The sequence below is a fragment of the Marivita sp. S2033 genome (assembly GCF_046592965.1).
Taxonomy (GTDB): domain Bacteria; phylum Pseudomonadota; class Alphaproteobacteria; order Rhodobacterales; family Rhodobacteraceae; genus Marivita.
This window is the reverse complement of record NZ_JBISBV010000004.1, coordinates 173,802-192,902: the sequence shown is the minus strand read 5'-3', so window position 1 is coordinate 192,902 and position 19,101 is coordinate 173,802. Positions and strand designations below refer to the sequence as shown.

The 19,101-nt window shown below is 61.5% G+C and carries 24 protein-coding genes and 1 riboswitch; of the genes, 12 read left to right on the top strand and 12 right to left on the bottom strand.

What is annotated here, in order from left to right; translation table 11 throughout:
- Positions 1-5 precede the first annotated feature (5 nt).
- Both ACGKZZ_RS09695 and ACGKZZ_RS09690 read right to left on the bottom strand, forming a co-directional pair.
- Positions 6-506 (bottom strand): hypothetical protein, encoded by a 501-nt coding sequence (locus ACGKZZ_RS09695; protein WP_411223347.1) that lies wholly within the window; start codon positions 504-506, stop codon positions 6-8.
- Positions 503-946 carry a MarR family winged helix-turn-helix transcriptional regulator gene (locus tag ACGKZZ_RS09690; RefSeq protein WP_411223346.1) on the bottom strand — a complete coding sequence of 148 codons (444 nt, stop codon included), beginning with the start codon at positions 944-946 and terminating at the stop codon, positions 503-505. Before ACGKZZ_RS09690 ends, ACGKZZ_RS09695 begins: the two co-directional genes overlap by 4 nt.
- A 237-nt stretch (positions 947-1,183) precedes the next feature.
- Here ACGKZZ_RS09690 and ACGKZZ_RS09685 point away from each other — a divergent pair, with 237 nt between their 5' ends.
- From ACGKZZ_RS09685 to ACGKZZ_RS09650, 8 genes are all read left to right on the top strand, one after another.
- Positions 1,184-1,609: a VOC family protein gene (locus tag ACGKZZ_RS09685; protein ID WP_411223344.1), complete on the top strand. Its 426-nt coding sequence runs from the start codon at positions 1,184-1,186 to the stop codon at positions 1,607-1,609.
- A gap of 15 nt (positions 1,610-1,624) precedes the next feature.
- Positions 1,625-2,005: a VOC family protein gene (locus ACGKZZ_RS09680; RefSeq protein WP_411223342.1), complete on the top strand. Its 381-nt coding sequence runs from the start codon at positions 1,625-1,627 to the stop codon at positions 2,003-2,005.
- 74 nt (positions 2,006-2,079) lie between these two features.
- The gene (locus ACGKZZ_RS09675; protein WP_411223341.1) at positions 2,080-2,874 is read left to right on the top strand and encodes a VOC family protein; all 795 of its coding nucleotides are present in this window, start codon (positions 2,080-2,082) and stop codon (positions 2,872-2,874) included.
- A complete protein-coding gene (locus ACGKZZ_RS09670; protein WP_411223340.1) occupies positions 2,871-3,347 on the top strand; it encodes a VOC family protein in 477 nt (158 codons plus the stop codon). Before ACGKZZ_RS09675 ends, ACGKZZ_RS09670 begins: the two co-directional genes overlap by 4 nt.
- A gap of 57 nt (positions 3,348-3,404) precedes the next feature.
- A complete protein-coding gene (locus ACGKZZ_RS09665) occupies positions 3,405-4,085 on the top strand; it encodes a DUF899 domain-containing protein (RefSeq protein WP_411223339.1) in 681 nt (226 codons plus the stop codon).
- 48 nt (positions 4,086-4,133) lie between these two features.
- Positions 4,134-4,757 (top strand): glutathione S-transferase family protein, encoded by a 624-nt coding sequence (locus tag ACGKZZ_RS09660; protein WP_411223338.1) that lies wholly within the window; start codon positions 4,134-4,136, stop codon positions 4,755-4,757.
- Positions 4,754-5,101 (top strand): VOC family protein, encoded by a 348-nt coding sequence (locus ACGKZZ_RS09655; protein WP_411223337.1) that lies wholly within the window; start codon positions 4,754-4,756, stop codon positions 5,099-5,101. The genes ACGKZZ_RS09660 and ACGKZZ_RS09655 overlap by 4 nt, the downstream gene beginning before the upstream one ends.
- Before the next feature lie 140 nt (positions 5,102-5,241).
- Positions 5,242-6,117: a DMT family transporter gene (locus ACGKZZ_RS09650; protein ID WP_411223336.1), complete on the top strand. Its 876-nt coding sequence runs from the start codon at positions 5,242-5,244 to the stop codon at positions 6,115-6,117.
- Between the two features lie 20 nt (positions 6,118-6,137).
- On the opposite strand, the gene aroC is transcribed toward ACGKZZ_RS09650, so the two are convergent.
- Positions 6,138-7,238 carry a chorismate synthase gene (gene aroC / locus ACGKZZ_RS09645; RefSeq protein WP_411223335.1) on the bottom strand — a complete coding sequence of 367 codons (1,101 nt, stop codon included), beginning with the start codon at positions 7,236-7,238 and terminating at the stop codon, positions 6,138-6,140.
- A gap of 184 nt (positions 7,239-7,422) precedes the next feature.
- Positions 7,423-7,523: riboswitch (TPP riboswitch) on the top strand.
- A 35-nt stretch (positions 7,524-7,558) separates the two neighbouring features.
- Between aroC and ACGKZZ_RS09640 the strand changes: the two genes are divergently transcribed.
- Genes ACGKZZ_RS09640 through ACGKZZ_RS09630 form a run of 3 tightly spaced genes read left to right on the top strand, consistent with a single transcriptional unit; the run spans position 7,559 to position 10,735 of the window.
- Complete coding sequence (locus ACGKZZ_RS09640; RefSeq protein WP_411223334.1) at positions 7,559-8,548, top strand: thiamine ABC transporter substrate binding subunit; 990 nt, start codon at positions 7,559-7,561, stop codon at positions 8,546-8,548.
- A complete protein-coding gene (locus ACGKZZ_RS09635) occupies positions 8,524-10,041 on the top strand; it encodes a thiamine/thiamine pyrophosphate ABC transporter permease ThiP (protein ID WP_411223333.1) in 1,518 nt (505 codons plus the stop codon). Before ACGKZZ_RS09640 ends, ACGKZZ_RS09635 begins: the two co-directional genes overlap by 25 nt.
- Positions 10,025-10,735, top strand: a complete 711-nt coding sequence (locus tag ACGKZZ_RS09630; RefSeq protein WP_411223332.1) for an ATP-binding cassette domain-containing protein — start codon at positions 10,025-10,027, stop codon at positions 10,733-10,735. The genes ACGKZZ_RS09635 and ACGKZZ_RS09630 overlap by 17 nt, the downstream gene beginning before the upstream one ends.
- A 64-nt stretch (positions 10,736-10,799) precedes the next feature.
- On the opposite strand, the gene ACGKZZ_RS09625 is transcribed toward ACGKZZ_RS09630, so the two are convergent.
- The 3 genes from ACGKZZ_RS09625 to petA are packed head-to-tail and all read right to left on the bottom strand — an operon-like array spanning position 10,800 to position 13,543.
- On the bottom strand, positions 10,800-11,588 hold the full coding sequence (locus ACGKZZ_RS09625; protein ID WP_411223331.1) for a cytochrome c1: 789 nt from the start codon (positions 11,586-11,588) through the stop codon (positions 10,800-10,802).
- 17 nt (positions 11,589-11,605) lie between these two features.
- Positions 11,606-12,952: a cytochrome b gene (gene petB, locus ACGKZZ_RS09620; RefSeq protein ID WP_411223330.1), complete on the bottom strand. Its 1,347-nt coding sequence runs from the start codon at positions 12,950-12,952 to the stop codon at positions 11,606-11,608.
- A 12-nt stretch (positions 12,953-12,964) separates the two neighbouring features.
- Positions 12,965-13,543, bottom strand: coding sequence for a ubiquinol-cytochrome c reductase iron-sulfur subunit (gene petA / locus ACGKZZ_RS09615; protein ID WP_411223329.1), 579 nt, complete (start codon positions 13,541-13,543; stop codon positions 12,965-12,967).
- A gap of 219 nt (positions 13,544-13,762) precedes the next feature.
- Here petA and ACGKZZ_RS09610 point away from each other — a divergent pair, with 219 nt between their 5' ends.
- Positions 13,763-14,425, top strand: coding sequence for an outer membrane protein (locus ACGKZZ_RS09610; RefSeq protein WP_411223328.1), 663 nt, complete (start codon positions 13,763-13,765; stop codon positions 14,423-14,425).
- Positions 14,426-14,427: 2 nt separating this feature from the next.
- Here ACGKZZ_RS09610 and pssA read toward each other — a convergent pair whose 3' ends face one another.
- The 6 genes from pssA to fsa form a co-directional block, all read right to left on the bottom strand.
- Entirely contained in the window at positions 14,428-15,192 is a 765-nt protein-coding gene (gene pssA / locus ACGKZZ_RS09605; protein WP_411223327.1) for a CDP-diacylglycerol--serine O-phosphatidyltransferase, read from the bottom strand.
- Positions 15,189-15,851, bottom strand: coding sequence for a phosphatidylserine decarboxylase (locus tag ACGKZZ_RS09600; RefSeq protein ID WP_411223326.1), 663 nt, complete (start codon positions 15,849-15,851; stop codon positions 15,189-15,191). The genes pssA and ACGKZZ_RS09600 overlap by 4 nt, the downstream gene beginning before the upstream one ends.
- Before the next feature lie 67 nt (positions 15,852-15,918).
- The gene (locus ACGKZZ_RS09595) at positions 15,919-16,518 is read right to left on the bottom strand and encodes a glutathione S-transferase (protein ID WP_411223325.1); all 600 of its coding nucleotides are present in this window, start codon (positions 16,516-16,518) and stop codon (positions 15,919-15,921) included.
- Positions 16,519-16,699: 181 nt separating this feature from the next.
- A complete protein-coding gene (locus tag ACGKZZ_RS09590) occupies positions 16,700-17,626 on the bottom strand; it encodes a tyrosine recombinase XerC (protein ID WP_411223324.1) in 927 nt (308 codons plus the stop codon).
- Entirely contained in the window at positions 17,623-18,327 is a 705-nt protein-coding gene (locus ACGKZZ_RS09585; protein WP_411223323.1) for a DUF484 family protein, read from the bottom strand. Before ACGKZZ_RS09585 ends, ACGKZZ_RS09590 begins: the two co-directional genes overlap by 4 nt.
- A 102-nt stretch (positions 18,328-18,429) precedes the next feature.
- Complete coding sequence (gene fsa / locus ACGKZZ_RS09580) at positions 18,430-19,083, bottom strand: fructose-6-phosphate aldolase (RefSeq protein ID WP_411223322.1); 654 nt, start codon at positions 19,081-19,083, stop codon at positions 18,430-18,432.
- Positions 19,084-19,101 lie beyond the last annotated feature (18 nt).

Sequence of the window (19,101 nt, the reverse complement as noted above, 5' to 3'; positions counted from 1 at the left end):
CGGCTTCAAATCTTCGCTTCGAGTTGAGCGATGGGAGACGTTTCGACATTTGACACAAGAATAAGTTGTCCAAGGATGAATGCAATCTCGTTTGCCTGATCTCGGGGGATCTTGGACTGTTGCTGCATCCACAAAGTGAATGTCGCTCTGAGCCCGAAGCGCATCCATGCGCGGCGGGCTATTACTGTGCCATTCACGCCTAGGATCACCCCGCTCTTGCCGACGGCGCGGTGGAAATCGCACGGGGCTACGATGCCATCGCACCGGAAGTGCCCCATGCGCTGCACATGCCGTCGCATATCTTCACCCGTCTCGGTCTTTGGGAGGAATCTGCTACCTGGAACGCGCGCAGTGCCGCTGCCGTCTTGGCCCAGGCGAAGGAAGGCGACGTGATTGCGGATCATTACCCGCATGCCATCGACTACGCGGTCTATGCTCATCTTCAGGCGGACGACACGACAGCCGCCGAAGCGCTTGTCACTGAAGTGAAAGCGCAATTCGATCAAGGTGACAAGTCGTCATTCTTCTCCAGTCTCGTCAGCCTGTTCAGGTTCTCGCGCAGGGCATCGACATCGCCGCTCAGCCCGCGCTCGATTCTTTCGTGGGTCTCGATCCAGATCGGGATGGCCTGTTCCAGCAACGCCAGCCCGTCTTCGGTCAGCGACAGCCGACGGGCGCGGCGATCCTGGTCATCCGGTCTCACGGTCAGAAGCCCGCGCCGCTCCAGCGGTTTGAGGTTGGCTGTCAACGTCGTGCGGTCCATCGCGAGCAGATCCGCCACTGATCCGACCGTCGGCGGTTCGGGCCGGTTCAGCGATATCAGGATCGAGAATTGCCCGCTTCGCAGCCCGACGGGGCGCAGCGCCTCATCGAAGCGGCGCGCGACGGCACGGGCCGCGCGCTGTGTGTGCAGGCACAGGCAACTGTCACGGACGCGCAAGGTCATGCCAAAGGTGGCGTGTTTGGAAACTTTATTTGACACAGCCTTATTTAAGTTGATATCAACTTACTAGTCAATCGAATCGTGGAAAGGTGATGGCACCGTTCCGATCCCTGCGACGGGTTCGGCTGCGAACATGAGAACACCTTACTGCTCGACACCAACCCGAAATGCACGGAACGCATCGGTCTCCACAGGCCCGGCGCCAGACGCTCCATGCCCACGGAGAAAAAGGACGCGCCCATGACCCAAATGATCTTCATCAACCTTCCGGTTGCGGATGTTGACGCCTCCGCGCGTTTTTACGAAGCGGTGGGCGCAACTCGGAACGATACCTTCTCGGACGAGACCTGCGCGAGCATGGTGATCAGCGACACCATCACCGCCATGCTCCTGTCCCATGCCCGCTGGCGCGACTTCACGTCAAAGCAGATACCGGATGCCAAGTCATCGGCACAGGTGTTGCTCTGTCTCTCCATGGACAGCCGTGAGGCTTGCGATGCGGCGGTGGAAGCGGCGGTCAAGGCCGGTGGCGTTGCCGATCCCATCCCGAAACAGGATCACGGCTTCATGTATGGTCGCTCCTACGAGGATCCGGACGGGCATATCTGGGAAGCCATGTGGATGGACGAGGAAGAGATGAAAAGGTCGATGGCCGCAAAAGACTGAGCGAACATTTTCGCAATGGACACTGCCATGCACATCAAATTCGCCAAACTTCCCGTAGCCGACCAGGACCGTGCGGTCGATTTCTACACCAAAAACCTGCCGTGTCGTGTTGCGACCGACTCCCTCTATGGGGACGACGGCTGGCGATGGATCGAGTTGACGTTCGCAAGCGCTGAAACCACCCTTATGTTCCACAAGCGCGGCGAGCATGAGGGCGACGGCGAAAAACCCGTTCTTGTTCTGGTCGATGCCGATCTCGATACAACCGTTGCAACCCTGAAGGAAAACGGAGTCGAGATCATTACGGAGCCGGGAGAGGCGCCGTGGAATCCGGATGCACGTTTCGCTGCATTCAGGGACAGCGAAGGAAATCGGCTGGTTCTTACCACAAGTTAGTCAAGACCGAACGCACCGGTGCAAAACGAAGTCGACATGAAGATGGACTGGAACGGACAACAGGAGGAACGACGATGACCAATCGCGACGGAACCCCGATCTGGTATGAGTTGATGACTGACGCGCCTGATGTGGCGCAGGACTTCTATGGCAAGGTCATGGGCTGGCACTTTCAGGCACCTGCCGGCGGGCTGGAGCGGGAGTACCGCACCTTCGCCACGGATAAGGGCGAAGGCGTGGGCGGCATGATGCGCACGCCGGATCATGCGACCGGACGTCCTGCCACCTGGGACGTTTATTTCGGCGTCGCTGACGTGGATGCCGCGGCCGCGAAGGTCAAGGAACTGGGCGGGAGCATCCAGATGGAACCGCAGGATATTCCCGGCGTCGGCCGCTTTGCCTTCGTTTCCGATCCGCAGGGTGCCGTGTTCTACCTGATGCGCGGGAACAGCGACGACCAGAGCACTGCTTTTGCGCCAATGAAGGTCGGGCATTGCAGCTGGAACGAATTGGTCACGTCCGACCAGACGGCGGCGCTGGAATTCTACGGCAAGCTGTTCGGTTGGAAAAAGACCGGCGCGATGCCGATGGGGCCGAACGGGGATTACACCTTTGTCGGACAAACCGATACCGACATGATCGGCGCGATGATGGACGCCCAGAAGGAGGGCGAAGCGCCGTTCTGGAACTTTGCCTTTACGGTGCTCGATGTCGACGTCGCGAAAGCCGAGGTCGAGAGGAACGGTGGCACCGTCACCACCGGGCCGATCGAGTTGCCGGGCGATGAGGGCGACTGGATGATCCAGGCGAACGATCCGCAGGGGGCCAAGGCGATGTTCGTCGGCAAGCGCAAGCAAGGTGCGGCATGATGGACAAGATCAGCACCTTCCTGTGGTTCGACGGGCAGGCGGAGGCGGCGGCGGAATTCTATACCGGCCTCTTCCCCGACAGCAGCATTGATCAGACGACGAGCGCCCCGATGGATTATCCCGGGGGCAAGCAGGACGATGTCATCACCGTCGGCTTCACCCTCTCGGGCCGCAGTTTCATCGCCATGAACGGCGGGCCGGATCACCCGTTTACCGATGCGATATCGCTTTCCATCGACTGCGCCGACCAAGCCGAGGTCGACCACTACTGGGACGCGCTTGCCGAGGGCGGTGAGCCGGTGATGTGCGGCTGGATCAGGGATCGCTTCGGACTCTCCTGGCAGGTGACGCCCCGCATCCTGCCGCAACTTCTTGCCGATCCGGACCGGGCAAAGGCAAAGCGGGTGATGGAGGCGATGGGGCAGATGGTCAAGATCGACGTGGCCGCCATCGAGGCCGCGGCGAATGGGTGAAGCAGGTCTGCCCCGGCACGGTCGGGGCGGACGGTCATTCTCAGGAGGAAATCAGCCGTGACGGATCACATCCCCCATCAGCGCATCGTGTCCCGAAAGGACTGGAGCGCGGCGCGCGAGGCGCTGCTGGCTCGGGAAAAGGAACTGACCCGCGCCCAAGACCAGCTTGCGGCCGAACGACGTCGCCAGCCTTGGGAGAAGGTCACGAAAGACTACGTTTTCGTCACGCCGTCCGGCAAGGCCGGGCTGGCCGACCTCTTCGACGGGCGCCGCCAGCTTATCGTCTATCATCACATGCTGAAGCCCGCCGATCCTGACCCCTGTGCCGGCTGCGGCATGGTGGGCGACCAGATCCCGCATCTGGCGCATCTCCATGCGCGCGACACCTCGCTGGTCTTCGTCTCGCGTGCGCCGCTGACCGAGATCAAGGCGTTCCGCGCCCGGATGGGTTGGCAGATGCCATGGGTCGAGAGCAGGGACAATTTCGGCGTCGATTTCGACGTGCCGAAATACTTCGGGCTCAACGTCTTCATCCGCGATGGCGGCGACATCTTCCGAACCTATTTCACCAAGGGGCGCGGGGTCGAGACGCTGGGAACCGTCTGGACACTGCTCGACATCACGCCTCTCGGCCGACAGGAAACCTGGGAAGACGCGCCGGAGGGCACGCCGCAAGACGCCGCGCATCAATGGCTACGGCTGCATGACGAATACGGGACCGGCGACACACCGGCCTGAAACACGCCGTCGAACCGGAACTGCACATCACGACGAAACGAGGATCACATGGCCGACTACACCTTTTTCTTCAACCCGATGAGCCGGGCGCAGATCGCCCGCTGGGCTCTGCACGAAGCACGCGCGGATTACGACTCCGTCATGGTGCCATGGGAGGACAAGCCCGACGCGCTGATCAAGGCAAACCCGATGGCCAAGGTGCCGACGATCATCCACCACCATACGGATGGCGACAGGGTCGTCAGCGAGGCGGCGGCCATCTGTCACTATCTGGCCGAGGCCGAGGCGCCGGACCTCTTGCCGCAAGACGCTGAAAAGGCGGATTATTTCCGCTGGATGTTCTTCGCCGCAGGCCCGCTTGAGCAGGCCATCACAGCAAAGGCGCTTGGCTGGACGGTCAGCGACAAGGAACAGGTCATGGCCGGGTTCGGCAGCTACGAGCGGACGGTCGATGCGCTGGAAGGCTGGCTTTCGGCACATGATTACGTCAGCGGCGCGCGCTTTACGATGGCGGATGTCTATGTCGGCAGCGCGGTGGATTGGGGGCTTCAGTTCAAATCCCTGCCGGAACGCGCGGCCTTTTCCGCCTATCAGGCGCGCATTGTTAATCGCCCCGCCTACAACGCGGCCAAGGCGATCGACTACAAGCTGATCGAAGAGATGCAGCCGTGAAGATCAACCATGTGTTCGTCAGCATCAACGCGGCGGATTTTGCCGCCCAATCCGGTTGGTGGACAAGCCTGATCGGCCGCCGCTGGGACCGCGAGCCGATGCCGTCCTGCCATGAATGGGAGCTGACGGAGCGTGTGTTGTTCCAGGTGCTCGACAGTGCAGAAGGACATGGGCGCGCGACCTTAACGATGCATGTCTCCGATCTTGATACCGAGATCGCGCGACTTGCGAAGGTCGGGATCGCCGTGCCGGAACCGGTGAAGATCGAGGGTTTCGAGACCCTGCGCTATGCCGAGTTTGCGGACCCCGAAGGCAACACGGTCGGCCTGCTTGACGGTGCCTGAAAGGGGTGGACGGAAAATCGGTGGACCAACCGCGCGTTGCGGTTTGTCTTGATGTCGACGGCAGATCAGTCCAATCCACCTCTTTCCCTTCCACACAATCCAAACTACCACTCGCCCATCACCAATGCCGGAGGCGTCCCTTGGATATTCGCGCAATTCTGATGGGCCTCGCGTTCGCGGTTATGTGGTCGTCGGCTTTTACCTCGGCACGGATCATCGTGGCGGATGCGCCGCCGTTGATGGCCTTGGCGCTGCGGTTCAGCCTGTCGGGGGCGCTGGCGGTACTGATCGCCTTCGGGATGGGCCAGACATGGCGGCTGACACGCGGTCAATGGCGGGCGACGATCATTTTCGGTATTTGTCAGAACGCCTTGTATCTCGGCCTCAATTTCATCGCCATGCAGCGGATCGAGGCGTCCCTGGCGGCAATCATCGCCTCGACCATGCCGCTTCTTGTCGGAGTGGCGGGCTGGCTTTTCGCCGGTCAGCGGATGTCGCCGCTTGGTGTCGCGGGGCTTGTTGCCGGGTTCATCGGAGTGGTCATCATCATGGGCGCCCGGATGAACAGCGGCGCCGACCTTTACGGCATCGGCCTGTGTGTGATCGGTGTGATCTCTCTGACCATTGCAACTCTCGCGCTGCGCAATGCAAGTTCTGGGGGCAATTTCGTCATGGTCGTCGGATTGCAGATGCTTATCGGCAGCGCCGTGCTTTGGCCCGTCGGCCTGCTTCTTGAAACGCCAGAGGTGACGCTATCGCTCAAGCTCGCGCTGGCCTTTGCCTATACCACGCTGATCCCCGGCCTTGCGGCGACTTTGGTGTGGTTCTGGCTCGTCAACCGGATCGGCGCAGTCAAGGCAGCAACCTTCCACTTCCTCAACCCGTTTCTCGGCGTCGCCATTGCCGCAGTAATCCTGTCCGAAAGCCTTGGAGTGTATGACCTGTTGGGCGTGATGATTATCACCGGCGGCATTCTTGCGGTGCAGATCTCGCGCCAAGTGGTTCGGCCCGGTTAACTGCACGCCTGTCCCGCCTGTCAGCCAATCGTACCCCTGTTCTGGCCGATTTGGCCGCGATGCAGAAGCAGATGGTCCAGTATCACGCAGGCCATCATCGCTTCGCCCACCGGGACGGCACGGATGCCGACGCACGGGTCATGCCGGCCTTTGGTGATGATTTCGGTCTCCTCGCCGGACTTTGTGATCGTTCGGCGGGTGCTCAGGATGGACGATGTCGGTTTGACCGCGAAACGGACCACGAGGTCCTGTCCGGTCGAGATGCCGCCAAGCACGCCGCCGGCATGGTTCGAGCTATAGACCGGACCGTTGGGCCCCATGAAGATCTCATCCGCGTTTGTCGTCCCGGTCAGCGTTGCCGAGGCCATTCCTTCGCCGATTTCGACGCCTTTGACCGCGTTGATGCTCATCATGGCCGCAGCAAGGTCGGTGTCGATCTTGCCATAGATCGGCGCGCCCAGCCCTGCGGGAACCCCCTGGGCCACTAGCTCGACAATCGCGCCGACGCTCTCGCCCGATTTGCGCAACCCGTCGAGGTAATCGGCCCAATCCGCCGCAGCTTGGGCGTCAGGCACCCAGAACGGATTGTTCTCGATCTCGTCCAGATCAAGCCGCGACCGGTCGATTGCATGGGGGCCCATCTGGACCATGTATCCGGTGATCCGCAGGTCGGGCACAAGCGCCTTGATCGCCTCGCGCGCCAGCCCGCCCGCGGCGACCCGAGCGGCGGTTTCGCGCGCCGAGGACCGCCCGCCACCGCGATAGTCGCGGATGCCGTATTTCTGCCAATAGGTGATATCCGCGTGGCCGGGGCGGAATTTCTCCATGATGTCGGAATAGTCTTTCGACCGCTGGTCGGTGTTTTCGATCATCAACTGCACCGGGGTTCCGGTGGTCTGACCTTCGAAGACACCCGACAGGATTTTCACCTCGTCGGCCTCGCGCCGCTGGGTGGTGTATTTGTTCTGCCCCGGTTTGCGACGGTCGAGCCAGTACTGGATCATCGCCGCATTGATCGGCACACCCGGCGGGCAGCCATCGACAGTGGCGCCCAAGGCGGGACCGTGGCTTTCGCCCCATGTGGTGACGCGGAAAAGATGTCCGAAACTGTTGAGGCTCATGCGGCGTCTCCTTGCTTGGACCGTGTCCTAGGCCAGCAACCCGTGTCGCTCAAGCAGTTTCCGATTGGCGCTGCCGATCCGACAGGAGCGAGGGGCCAGCCCCTCGCGCTCCCCGAGGTATTTCCGGCCCAAAGAAGCCTGATCCGGTTTGTGCTTGAAGCTCCGCGGCTTGAACGCTACCTCTTGTCGTACCTCGGGGTGCCAGTGTGCTGGCTGAGATGCGAACGCGAACCCGTTGAACCTGAACCGGTTAACACCGGCGGAGGGAAGGTCCGGATCTGATCCTGTCTTGCCCTCGCGTCGCAAAACAGGAGGATGCCATGAAAACGGCCCCTTTATTTGCCACGGGACTTCTTGCAACGGCCACGCTGGTCGCGGCGCAAGAAACACCCGTTCTGACAGTCTATGCAGGCGATTACGTCGTTTCCGAGTGGGGTCCGGGCCCGCGGATCGAAGAGATGTTCGAGGCGCAATGCGCGTGCGATCTACAATTCAAACCCGGCGACCTGCTGCCGCGTATTCTGCTGGAAGGAAAACGCACGGACGCCGATATCGTGTTCGGTCTCAACACCGACGTTACAAAAAAGGCGCGCGCAAGCGGGCTGTTTGCGCCGCACGGGCAAGACACGTCGTCGCTGACCTTGCCGGTCACTTGGACGGATGAGGTTTTTCTTCCGTATAATTACGGCCACACCGCATTTGTCTATGATGAAAAGCGGATCACCGATGTGCCGGAGAGTTTCGACGCGTTGCTTGATGCTCCTGACGATTTCAAGATCGTGATTCAGGATCCGCGCACGTCGATTTCCGGGTTGGCCCTGGTGCTGTGGGTCAAGGCGATTTACGGGGACCGAGCCGAGGAGGTTTGGGAAAAGCTCGCGCCGAAGATCCTGACCGTCACCAAGGGCTGGTCCGAAAGCTACGGACTGTTCACCGATGGTGAGGCCGATATGGTGCTCAGCTATACAACGTCACCCGCCTATCACATCATCGCCGAAGACGATCGCAGCAAGAAAGCGGCGATCTTTCCCGAAGGTCATTATTTCATGGTGGAACTGTCGGCCAAGGTTGCCGGCACCGATGTGCCGGAACTGGCCGATCAATTTCTTGAATTCCAGCTGTCGCCGGAATTTCAAAGCATGATCGCAACAGGCAACTGGTCGTTCCCGGCCAAACTCGACCACAGCGATTGGCCAGACGGGTTCAAGGAATTGGCCTTGCCCGAGACAGTGTTGTTTTACAACGAGGACGAGGCCGCGGCGTTGCGGGATGAAACGGTTGAGGAATGGCGGCGCGCGCTCTCTCGCTGATCGCCGGCCTCAGCGTGGCCGGGCTTGTCATTGGTCCGGTCATGGCTGTGCTATGGCGCGCCGAGACGTTTTCGGGGTTCGGCCCTGCCGATTGGCAAGCACTGCGCTTCACCCTGATGCAAGCGCTGGTGTCGGCGGCGTTGAGCGTTTTGGTCGCCGTCCCGGTGGCGCGGGCACTGGCGCGGCGGCGGTTTCGGGGGCGGGGGGTATTGGTGGCCCTGATGGGCGCACCCTTCATTTTGCCGGTGATTGTGGCCGTTCTCGGGTTGCTGGCTGTGTTCGGTCAGTCTGGGCTTTTGAACCGTACGCTTGGCCCGTTGGGTGTGCCGCGCATGGACATTTACGGCCTGCATGGGGTTGTGTTGGCGCATGTCTTTTTCAACCTGCCGCTGGCCACGCGTCTGATCCTGCAAGCCTGGCTCGCCGTACCAAACGAGCATTTTCGCCTGGCCGCGATGCTCGGCCTTGGCCGCTGGGCGATGTGGCGGGCGATCGAGTGGCCACTTCTGCGACGGATCGTGCCGGGGGCCTTTGCGGTGATCTTCGTCATCTGCCTGTCGTCCTTTGCAGTTGCGTTGACGCTGGGTGGCGGACCGCGTGCCACCACTCTGGAACTGGCGATCTATCAGTCGGTGCGGTTCGACTTCGACCTTGCGCGGGCGGCGGCGTTGGGCCTGTTGCAACTGGTGATTGCCCTCGCCGCAGGACTGGTCGCGCTGCGCGTGGCAGCGGTTCCGGTGGCGGCGCGCGGTCTGGATCGCGCCGTGCCGCGCTGGGACGGTCAAGCCATCGGCGCGCGGATCGCGGACATGGTGTGGATCGCGCTGGCATCGCTGTTCCTGCTCACGCCTCTGGCAATGGTGGCTCTGAACGGCGTTGCTGGCATCACGACGCTCAGCGCCTCGGTCTGGCAATCGGCGGGCCATTCGGTGCTGGTGGCGCTGGGATCGACCGCGCTGTGCCTGCTTTGGGCGCTTCCCTTGTCGACCCGTTGGGGCGAATGGCTTGGCCTGTCGGGTATCGCGTTGTCGCCACTTGTCCTCGGCATCGGCCTGTTCCTGATCGTGCGGCCCTTCATCAATCCGTTTGAGGTTGCGCTCTACGTCACCGCAACGGTGAACGCGTTTGTCAGCCTGCCATTCGTGTTGCGCATCCTGCGACCCGAGGCCGAGATCATCCGGATCGACTATGCGCGCTTGAGAGGCGCTTTGGGATTGTCAGGCTGGGCATGGCTGCGGTGGGTCCTGCTACCGCGACTCAAGCGCCCCTTGGGCTTTGCCGCCGGGTTGACCGCTGCACTGTCGATGGGGGATCTGGGCGTGATTGCACTTTTCGCCGATCCCGATCGTGCGACCCTGCCGCTCAAGGTGTATCAGTTGATGGGGTCGTACCGTATGGACCAAGCTGCCGGGGCGGCGCTGCTGCTGCTGCTGTTGAGCCTTGGCTTGTTCTGGTTGTTCGACCGGGGAGGGCGCGTTGGGTCTGCATCTTGAAACCGTAACGGCGCAGGCCGGATCTTTCACGCTGACTGCGGACCTGCACATAGCAGCGGGCGCGCGCGTGGCCGTCATCGGACCTTCGGGATCGGGCAAATCGACCTTGCTCGATGTCATCGCCGGATTTCGGGGCGTGCAATCGGGCAGGGTGCTTTGGCAAGGTGTGCCGATCACCGGGCTGACCCCAGCCGCGCGCCCGGTCAGCGTGTTGTTTCAGGACAGCAATCTGTTTCCGCATCTGACCATTGAACGGAACATGGCTCTTGCCCTCAATCCGCGCACCGGGACGCTGAGGCCCGTTGATGCAAAGCGGATCGAGGCAGTGCTGGAGCGCGTCGGTCTTGCGGGCTTTGCGCCGCGCCGGCTGTCCGAGATGTCGGGCGGACAGCAGAGCCGCGCGGCGCTGGCGCGGGTGCTGGTGCAGGGCCGGCCGGTCTTGTTGCTGGACGAACCGTTTGCCGCTCTTGGCCCGGCGCTGAAGGTGGAAATGCTGGATCTGGTGAAAGAGGTGGCGCAGGCCGAGGCGCTGACCGTTCTGCTGGTAACCCATGACCCTGATGACGCGCGCCGTTTTTCCGAGTTGACGATCGTTGTCGAAGACGGGTCTGTCGCTGCGCCGCAACCGACGCAAGCCCTGCTGGACAACCCGCCGGACGGATTGCGCGCCTACCTGGGGCAGCAACACCGATAGCACGCCTGCAACAAAAAAGCCCCGCGTGGTGCGCGGGGCTTTTCCAATTTCAGAACATCAAGGCTTAGTCCTTCGCGCGGGCCTTGATCGGAGCCCAGATGCGCTTGTTGGTGAGATACAGCAGCACCGACAGGATCGTGAGGAAGATCACCCCGACAAACCCGGCCTGCTTGCGCGCCATCATCTTTGGCTCTGCCGCCCACATCAGGAACGCGGCCACGTCTTGGGCCTCCTGCTCGATGGTGGCTTCTGTTCCGTCGGAATATTCCACATCATCGCCGTAAAGCGGCGGAGCCATGGAAATCCAGCCGCCGGGGAAGGCAGTGTTCTCGTAGAGGAATGCGCCGGCCTCTTCCTTTTCCTCGCCGGTATAACCCGCGAGCAGGGAGGCCAGATATTCCGCCCCGCCCATACCTTTGAAGAACTGGTTGATGCCCAGACCGTACGGTCCGTGGAAACCGGCACGTCCCTTGGCAATCACGCTCAGGTCGGGTGCCCCAGCGCCGGTATTGGCCGGGAAGTGATCGACCGGTTTTGCCGGACGATAATCATCAAGCTCCGCATCGAACACTTCGTAGTTCTGTTCGGCATAGGCCCGAACCTGATCTTCGCTGAACCCGACACCGCCGTCGTCGTGCAAGGTGCGCAACGGAACGTATTGCAGGCCGTGGCACGATTTGCAGACCTGCGTATAGACCTGCAACCCGCGTTGCAGCTGCGCCTGATCGTAGGTTCCGAACGGGCCTTCGAACGAGAAGTCATAGTTCACGACATGACCTTCATCTCCGGCGGCATACGCGCCGGAAACAGAGGTCAGAGCCAGTGTGGCCGCAAGGGCAAGTTTCTTAAACATTGGTCGCATGTCCTTTCTTACTCGGCCGGGGTCGCTGCAGGAGCGCCCTCTTTGGTCGAGGACTTGCCATAGTGCGCTTTGAAATCCTCTTCGATGGTATCCGGCTGCGGCTGCGGCTTTTCGAGCACGCCGAGCAGCGGCAGGATCACGAGGAAATAGGCGAACCAGTAGGTCGCACCGAGCAGGGCGATGTAGGGATAGATGCCTTCGGCTGGCATTGCGCCGACCCAGGTCAGAACGACGAAGTTGACGACAAAGACCCAGAACCACCACTTGAACATCGGGCGATACCGCCCCGAGCGGACCGACGACGTGTCGAGCCACGGCACCAGCGCCATGACGATGATCGCGCCGAACATCGCCAGCACGCCAAAGAACTTGGCGTCGATGATGCCCCCGGTGATCCAGCTTGCCGCGATCACGACCCAGACTTCGGAGTCAAACGCACGCAGGATGGCGTAGAAGGGCAGGAAGTACCATTCCGGCACGATATGCGCAGGTGTCACCAGCGGGTTCGCTTCGACGTAGTTGTCAGGGTGGCCAAGGAAGTTCGGCATGAAGCCGACAACCGCGAAGAACACCGCAAGGATCACCGCCAGGGCGAACAAGTCCTTGATCACGAAATAGGGCCAGAACGGCAACGTGTCCTTCTCGGCATCTGCCTTCGAGGTCCGGCGCACTTCAACGCCCGTCGGGTTGTTGTTGCCGGTGCTGTGGAAGGCCCAGATGTGGACGATTACCAAAGCGGCAATGACAAAAGGCAGCAGGTAGTGCAGTGAGAAGAAGCGGTTCAGCGTGGCGTTGTCCACAGCCGGTCCGCCCAGAAGCCAGGTCTGGATCGACTCGCCGACAAGCGGGATGGCTCCGAACAGGCCGGTGATCACGGTTGCACCCCAGAACGACATCTGCCCCCAGGGCAGAACATAGCCCATGAACGCGGTCGCCATCATGGCAAGATAGATCAGCATGCCGATGATCCAGGTGATTTCCCGCGGCGCCTTGTAGGAGCCGTAATACAGACCACGCAGGATGTGCGCGTAGACGGCAAAGAAGAACAGGGACGCACCGTTCATGTGCAGGTAGCGCAGCATCGCGCCGCCGTTCACGTTGCGCATGATATGCTCGACGCTGGCAAAGGCCATATCGACATGCGGTGTATAATGCATCGCCAGCACGATGCCGGTTGCGATTTGCAGAACCAGGCAGAAGGCCAGGACGATGCCCCAGATCCACATCCAGTTCAGGTTCTTTGGAGTCGGGATCATCAGGGTGTCATACAGCAGGCCGACAACCGGCAACCGCGTGTGCACCCATTTTTCAATGCCCGTTTTCGGTTCATAATGATCGTGGGGAATTCCAGACATGCGCGCGTCTCCTTATCCCAGCAGGATTGTTGTATCGTCGACCCATTCGGCCGGCGGAATGTGGAGGTTCTCCGGCGCCGGACCTTTTCGGATACGGCCTGCGGTGTCGTAATGCGAACCGTGGCACGGGCAGAACCAGCCGCCGATGCCGCCCTCGACAGAGTAGTCGCCTGCCCCGACGATAGGAACACAGCCCAGATGCGTGCACACGCCGATCTGGACGATCCATTCACCACTTTCGTCAAACGCGCGGTTGGCGTCGGTCGCTGCTGCGGCGCCATCAAGATTGGCGTTCCGCGCGATCTTGTCTGGCAGGTCCGCTACATCGACATCGCGTGCAGTCTCGATCTCGATTTCGGTGCGACGGCGGATGAACACCGGCTTGCCAAGCCATTTTACGGTAAGTTGAGTGCCTTCGGACACACCCGACACGTCCACGCGAATCGAGGACAGAGCGAGAACGTCGGCTGAAGGGTTCATCTGATTGACCAAAGGCCAGACGGCGGCACCGGTCGCAACAGCGCCGGCTCCGGCGGTTGCATAATACAGGAAGTCCCTCCGGGTGCCTTCGTGATGTTCTGCGTTGGACACGAGGTTTTCTCCATTCATCGCCAAATAGGCGGCCACAATACGGTTCAGGCCTCAAATCACGAGGCTCTCCGAGGCGCTATTTAGCGGTCTCCCCCCTAGCCGTCCACCTTATGACGAACTAGGTAGGAGATAAGCGCCGATGTGTCGCGGCAAAAACACCGGGCACGCCGGTCCGAAGCCGGATATGATGGCTACCAACACGAAATTGGACGACCGCGGATGAAAAAAACGATTCTCTCAGGTATTCTGGCTCTTGGCGGTCTTGCAACACCCGCTCTGGCAGAGATGGAACTGTCGATCTATTCGGGTTGGCAAACCGCACCGCACAGCCGGGTCAAGGGTGACTATCCGGGCACCGGCGCGGAGTTCGACAAGCTCATCGGCTGGGAAGGGCGTTCATTCGAGATGCCCCCCTATTACGGCGTGCGCGGCACCTGGTGGAAAAATGAACGGTTGGGGTTCGGTCTCGAATTCACCCACACCAAGGTCTATGCGCCCGACGATGAAAAAGCCGATATCGGCTTTTCCGATCTGGAGTTCACCGACGGGCTGAACATCGTGACGGTCAACGCCTATCAACGCTGGCCAGGCCTTTGGGCCGAGGGCAAGATCACACCCTATGTCGGTGGGGGTGTCGGCGTAGCGGTACCGCATGTGGATATCGACACGACAACCGGCCTTGATACCTATGAATTCCAGCTCACCGGCCCCGCGGCGCGGGTGACGGCTGGCGTCAGCTACGATCTGAACGACCGGTTCGCGGTGTTTGGCGAATACCAGTTCACCTATTCCAGCAACGACGTCGATCTGCCGGAGGGCGGTTCGCTGGGGACCGATATCAAGACCAATGCGCTCAACGTCGGTTTGACGCTGAAGTTCTGATATCAGCCATCGGCGGGCGGTTTTCTGTCCTTGGCCATTGCCCGGCGTGAACCGGGCAACATCCACACCACCGCCGCGATGTAGATGACGCTCAGGATCGCCAGTGCGACCCATGTGTAAATGGCAATCGCCGCACCGATGGCGGCAAAGCCGACGAGGAACATCTTGACCCGCCGCTGGCTGATCTGCGTCGTCTTGAACGACCAGACCGGAAAGCGCCCGATCATCAAAAGCCCGATCCCGGCGATATAGATCGACAAAAGCGCATCCGGCAGGATGGGCTCGCGATCCATCGCGAAGGACACATACATCGGCAGCATCACCAATATCGCGCCTGCGGGCGATGGAATCCCCATGAAATACGCGTTCTCCGCCGACTCGCCATCGGTTTTGCGCGCCACGTTGAAGCGCGCCAGCCGGGTGACGGCGCACACCGCATAGACCAGCACGGCAAGCCAGCCGAGCGAGCGCGTGTCGTCAAGCGCCCAGACATACAGCAACATGCCGGGCGCAACGCCGAAATTCAGGAAATCGGCAAGCGAATCCAGCTCCGCACCCATCTTGCTGTCGCTGCCCAAAGCACGGGCAAGCCGCCCGTCCAGCCCGTCGAGAATGGCCGCCAGCAGGATCAATTGCACCGCAAGTTCGTAATTGCCCTGAAGTCCGAAGCGGATCGCCGTCAAACCGGCACAAATCGCCGTCACCGTCAGCATGTTCGGCAACAACTGGATCAGCGAGAGCTTGGCGACATCGCGATTGGAACTCATGATGAAAGATCCGCAATGACCGTTTCACCGGCGACCATCGTCTGACCGATCTTGACCGAGGGTTCCACCCCCTCGGGTAGGTAAATATCCAGCCGCGAGCCGAAACGGATCAGTCCGAACCGCTCGCCGCGATCCAGAACCGCGCCTTCTTGGGTGAAGCTGAGGATGCGGCGTGCCACCAATCCGGCGATCTGCACAACTGTCAGATCGCGCCCATCGTCCATGCGAATGATCATCGAATTGCGCTCGTTATCCTCGCTCGCCTTGTCGAGCGAGGCGTTGAAGAACTTGCCGGGGCGATAGGCGATTTTCTCAACACGGCCCGCCACCGGCGCGCGGTTCACATGGCAGTTGAACACCGACATGAACACGCTCACCCGCGTCAAAGGCACATCCGGCAAGCCCAGCTCGCGCGGCGGCGTGGCCGGTTCGATCAGCGACACGATCCCGTCCGCCGGGCTGATGACAAGGCCGGGGGCGTCGGGCACCACCCGCTCGGGATCGCGGAAGAAGTAATAGCACCAGATCGTCAGTCCAACGCCGATCCAGCCCAGAAAATCCTCCACCAGAAAGAGCGCCAGCGTGATCGCGGCAAAGATTGCCACGAACTTGCGCCCCTCGGGGTGCATCGGCTTGATGAATGTGTCCGTCATCCGCATTGCGGCAGTGTCCTCTCAAAAGGTTAGGCGTCGGTAAACCGCGACGCCGGGACAGGCAAGGCTTGGCTCAGGGCGCCGTCGCCACCATGCTGTCACGCTTGGAAAACGCCTCGAACCAGGACGCCAGCGCATCGCGCCCCGTTCGCCACGACCGCGCGTCGTGCCTGAAATCCAGATAGGCAAGGGCGCAACCGATTGCGATATGTCCCATGTCGACGCGTCCGTTCAGATGGCTCATCCAGCGGGTATTCAACGCATCGAGCGCGCGCGACACCTTGGACCACTGCCCCTCGATCCAGGGCGCGAACACCATGTCCTCGGGGCGAAAGCGCATCTCGTACACCATCAGCACCGCCGCATCCATGATGCCGTCCGCCGTCGCTTCGAGTGTCAGGGTATCCCACAGCCGCCGGTCCGGATAAAGCCCACCCTCGGCGCGGGCGTCCAGGTAGCGGCAGATCACCCGGCTGTCATAGATCGCAGGCCCGTCAGGCCGGATCAGTGCCGGGATTTTGCCCACGGGATTGGCCGCAACCAACCGCGAATCCGGCTCCAGCGGCGATGCGGCGACATCGACCTGCTCGACATCGTCGAACTGTCCGGTCTCGTGCAGGGTGACGAGCACCTTGCGGACAAACGGTGAGGGTCCGGCGCGAAGTAATTGCATGGTGTGGGCTCCCTGTTGGCGTGAGCGACAGGCTACGCTGTCGATGCGCGAATGCAAAGCGACGAGTGAAAGGGCCAAGCCGCTCTCCGGGTCCGACAGGCTGGGGGTTCCACCCCCAGACCCCCGAGGTATTTCAGGCCCAAAGAAGCCGGTCCGATGGCTGCGCGATTCCGGTGGTGTCTCAGCCGGCCTTAGGGTGGGAGGCCTCGTAGACCTTCATCAGGTGCACGGTGTCGACCGAGGTGTAGGCCTGCGTCGTGGACAGCGATGAATGGCCGAGCAATTCCTGGATCGCGCGAAGATCGCCGCCCGCGGACAACAGATGTGTCGCGAAACTGTGCCGCATCGCGTGTGGCGTGGCGGTGGCCGGCAGGCCGAGTTGAAGTCGCGCCTGTTCGGTCACCTTCTGCACCAGCCGCGCATTGAGCGCGCCGCCCCGCACGCCGCGAAACACCGGGGCGTCAGGCATCATGTCGAACGGGCACAGCGAAACATAGGTTTGGACGGCCGTGCGCGCGATCGGCAGCACCGGCACGACACGTTCCTTGCCGCCCTTGCCAACGATTCGCATCGCCTCGCCCAATGGCAGATCGCGCCCTGTCAGCCCTAGAGCTTCGGAGATGCGCAGACCGCAGCCATAAAGGAGGGTGATGACGGCCATGTCACGCGCCCCGACCCAGCCTTTCAGGGATTGTTGCCCCACCGTGTCGATCATCGCGCGCGCGGCGTCCTCGTTCAGCGGGCGCGGCAGCTTTTTCTCGAATTTCGGGGCGCGGGTGGACAAGACCGCCGTCGGCTCGAAGCCCTCGCGCTCAGCGAGCCAGCGATAGAAGGATTTGACCGCCGACAGCTTGCGCGCCAGCGACCGCGCTCCCGACCCGTTCTTGCGCGTTTGCGCCATCCAGGCCCGCATGTCGGGGACGGTGATCTGCGACAGCGGTGTCAAACCCTGCGCCGCACCTTTGTAGCCGGTCATGAAGGCCACGAAATCCACCACATCGGCGCGATAGGCCGTCAGGGTGTTCTCTGCCGTACCCTTCAGCGCACGGCTCGATGCCAGCCACCCCTCCAGCGCGTCACGCGCGGCCGGAGAGATCACAAGTGTCACGACAACCAGCGCCGCATCTGACGCTCGAACACCCCGGTGAGGAAGGTCAGCAGATCGGTGCCTTGCTGGGGCGTGAACTGGTGCGGGTCTTCAGCCCCCAGTACCAGCAGACCGGGCAGGCGCCCGGTTCCGAAATCGAGTTTCAGGCACGCCTCCGAGCGGATCCAGTCGGCCTTGTCGCCATATATCTCGCGCGTGCCGGTTTCGATCTGGCGCAGCGTCACCTGACGCACCGGCGCGTTGCGCCCGCCGTTCAGATAGATGTCGATGAATCCCGGTGCGGCGACCGACAGGACCGCGCCGAGACGCTTGATGGCGGGATCATCATCGTTCTGCACCGACTCGAGCACCAGCTTGACCACGTCAACGCGCAGGATTTCGGCAACGTCGCCGCCCAGTTCCCGCAGGAAGGATTCAAACTCGACCGGATCGAGCATTCGCAGAATGGCGCGGTGCACCTGGTTGGTGCCGGCAAGGTTCTCATAGGCGGCGGCAATCACCGAGCGGTGCGTGTCCTCCAGCCGGTCGAGCCGCGCCTCGAGACGGTCCATCGCGATACCGCGCAGATCCACGATGTTTCCCCCCATCGCCCGCTCGTTGGCGGCGATCAGGGCGCGCATCAGGTCGGGATCCTCGAGAATCACATCGGGGCGCGTCATGATCGTTTCGCGCAAATCATCGTCGATACGGGGGCTGCTCATGCCATCCTCGTTATTATATTTTGCAAGACCGTAGCAGGGTGAACCAAAAGATGCGCCCCTTTTTTTGAGGGCGCATCCCGGGCAACCTGGATTTGTGGCAGATCAGACGATCTTGATCTTGGCGTCCGCCGCATCCTTGACGAATTGATCAAGGCCCTTGTCGGTGAGGATATGGTTTGCCATCGCCTTGATCACCGCAGGCGGCGCGGTTGCCACATCGGCGCCGATCTTGGCGCAATCGCTCATGTGGTTTGCGGTGCGGATCGAGGCGGCAAGCACCTGCGTTTCATAGCCGTAATTGTCGTAAATCTCGCGGATATCGGCAATCAGATCGAGCCCGTCGAGGTTGAGATCATCCAGTCGCCCGATGAACGGAGAGATGAATGTCGCGCCCGCTTTGGCGGCGAGCAGCGCCTGATTGGCCGAAAAGCACAGCGTGACGTTGACCATCTTGCCCTCGTCCGTCAGCACCTTGCACGCCTTCAGCCCGTCCCATGTAAGCGGCACCTTGACGGCGATATTGTCGGCAATCTTGGCCAGCTTGCGGCCCTCGGCGATCATGTCGTCCGAGGTCAGCGCGATCACCTCGGCAGAGACCGGACCGTCGACCAGATCGCAAATCTCCTTGGTGATCTCCAGAATGTCGCGGCCCGATTTCTTGATCAGCGACGGGTTGGTGGTCACACCATCCACCATGCCCAGATCGTTGAGTTCGGCAATAGCTTCGATTTCAGCGGTATCGACAAAGAATTTCATGTGCGGTCCGTCCTTTGA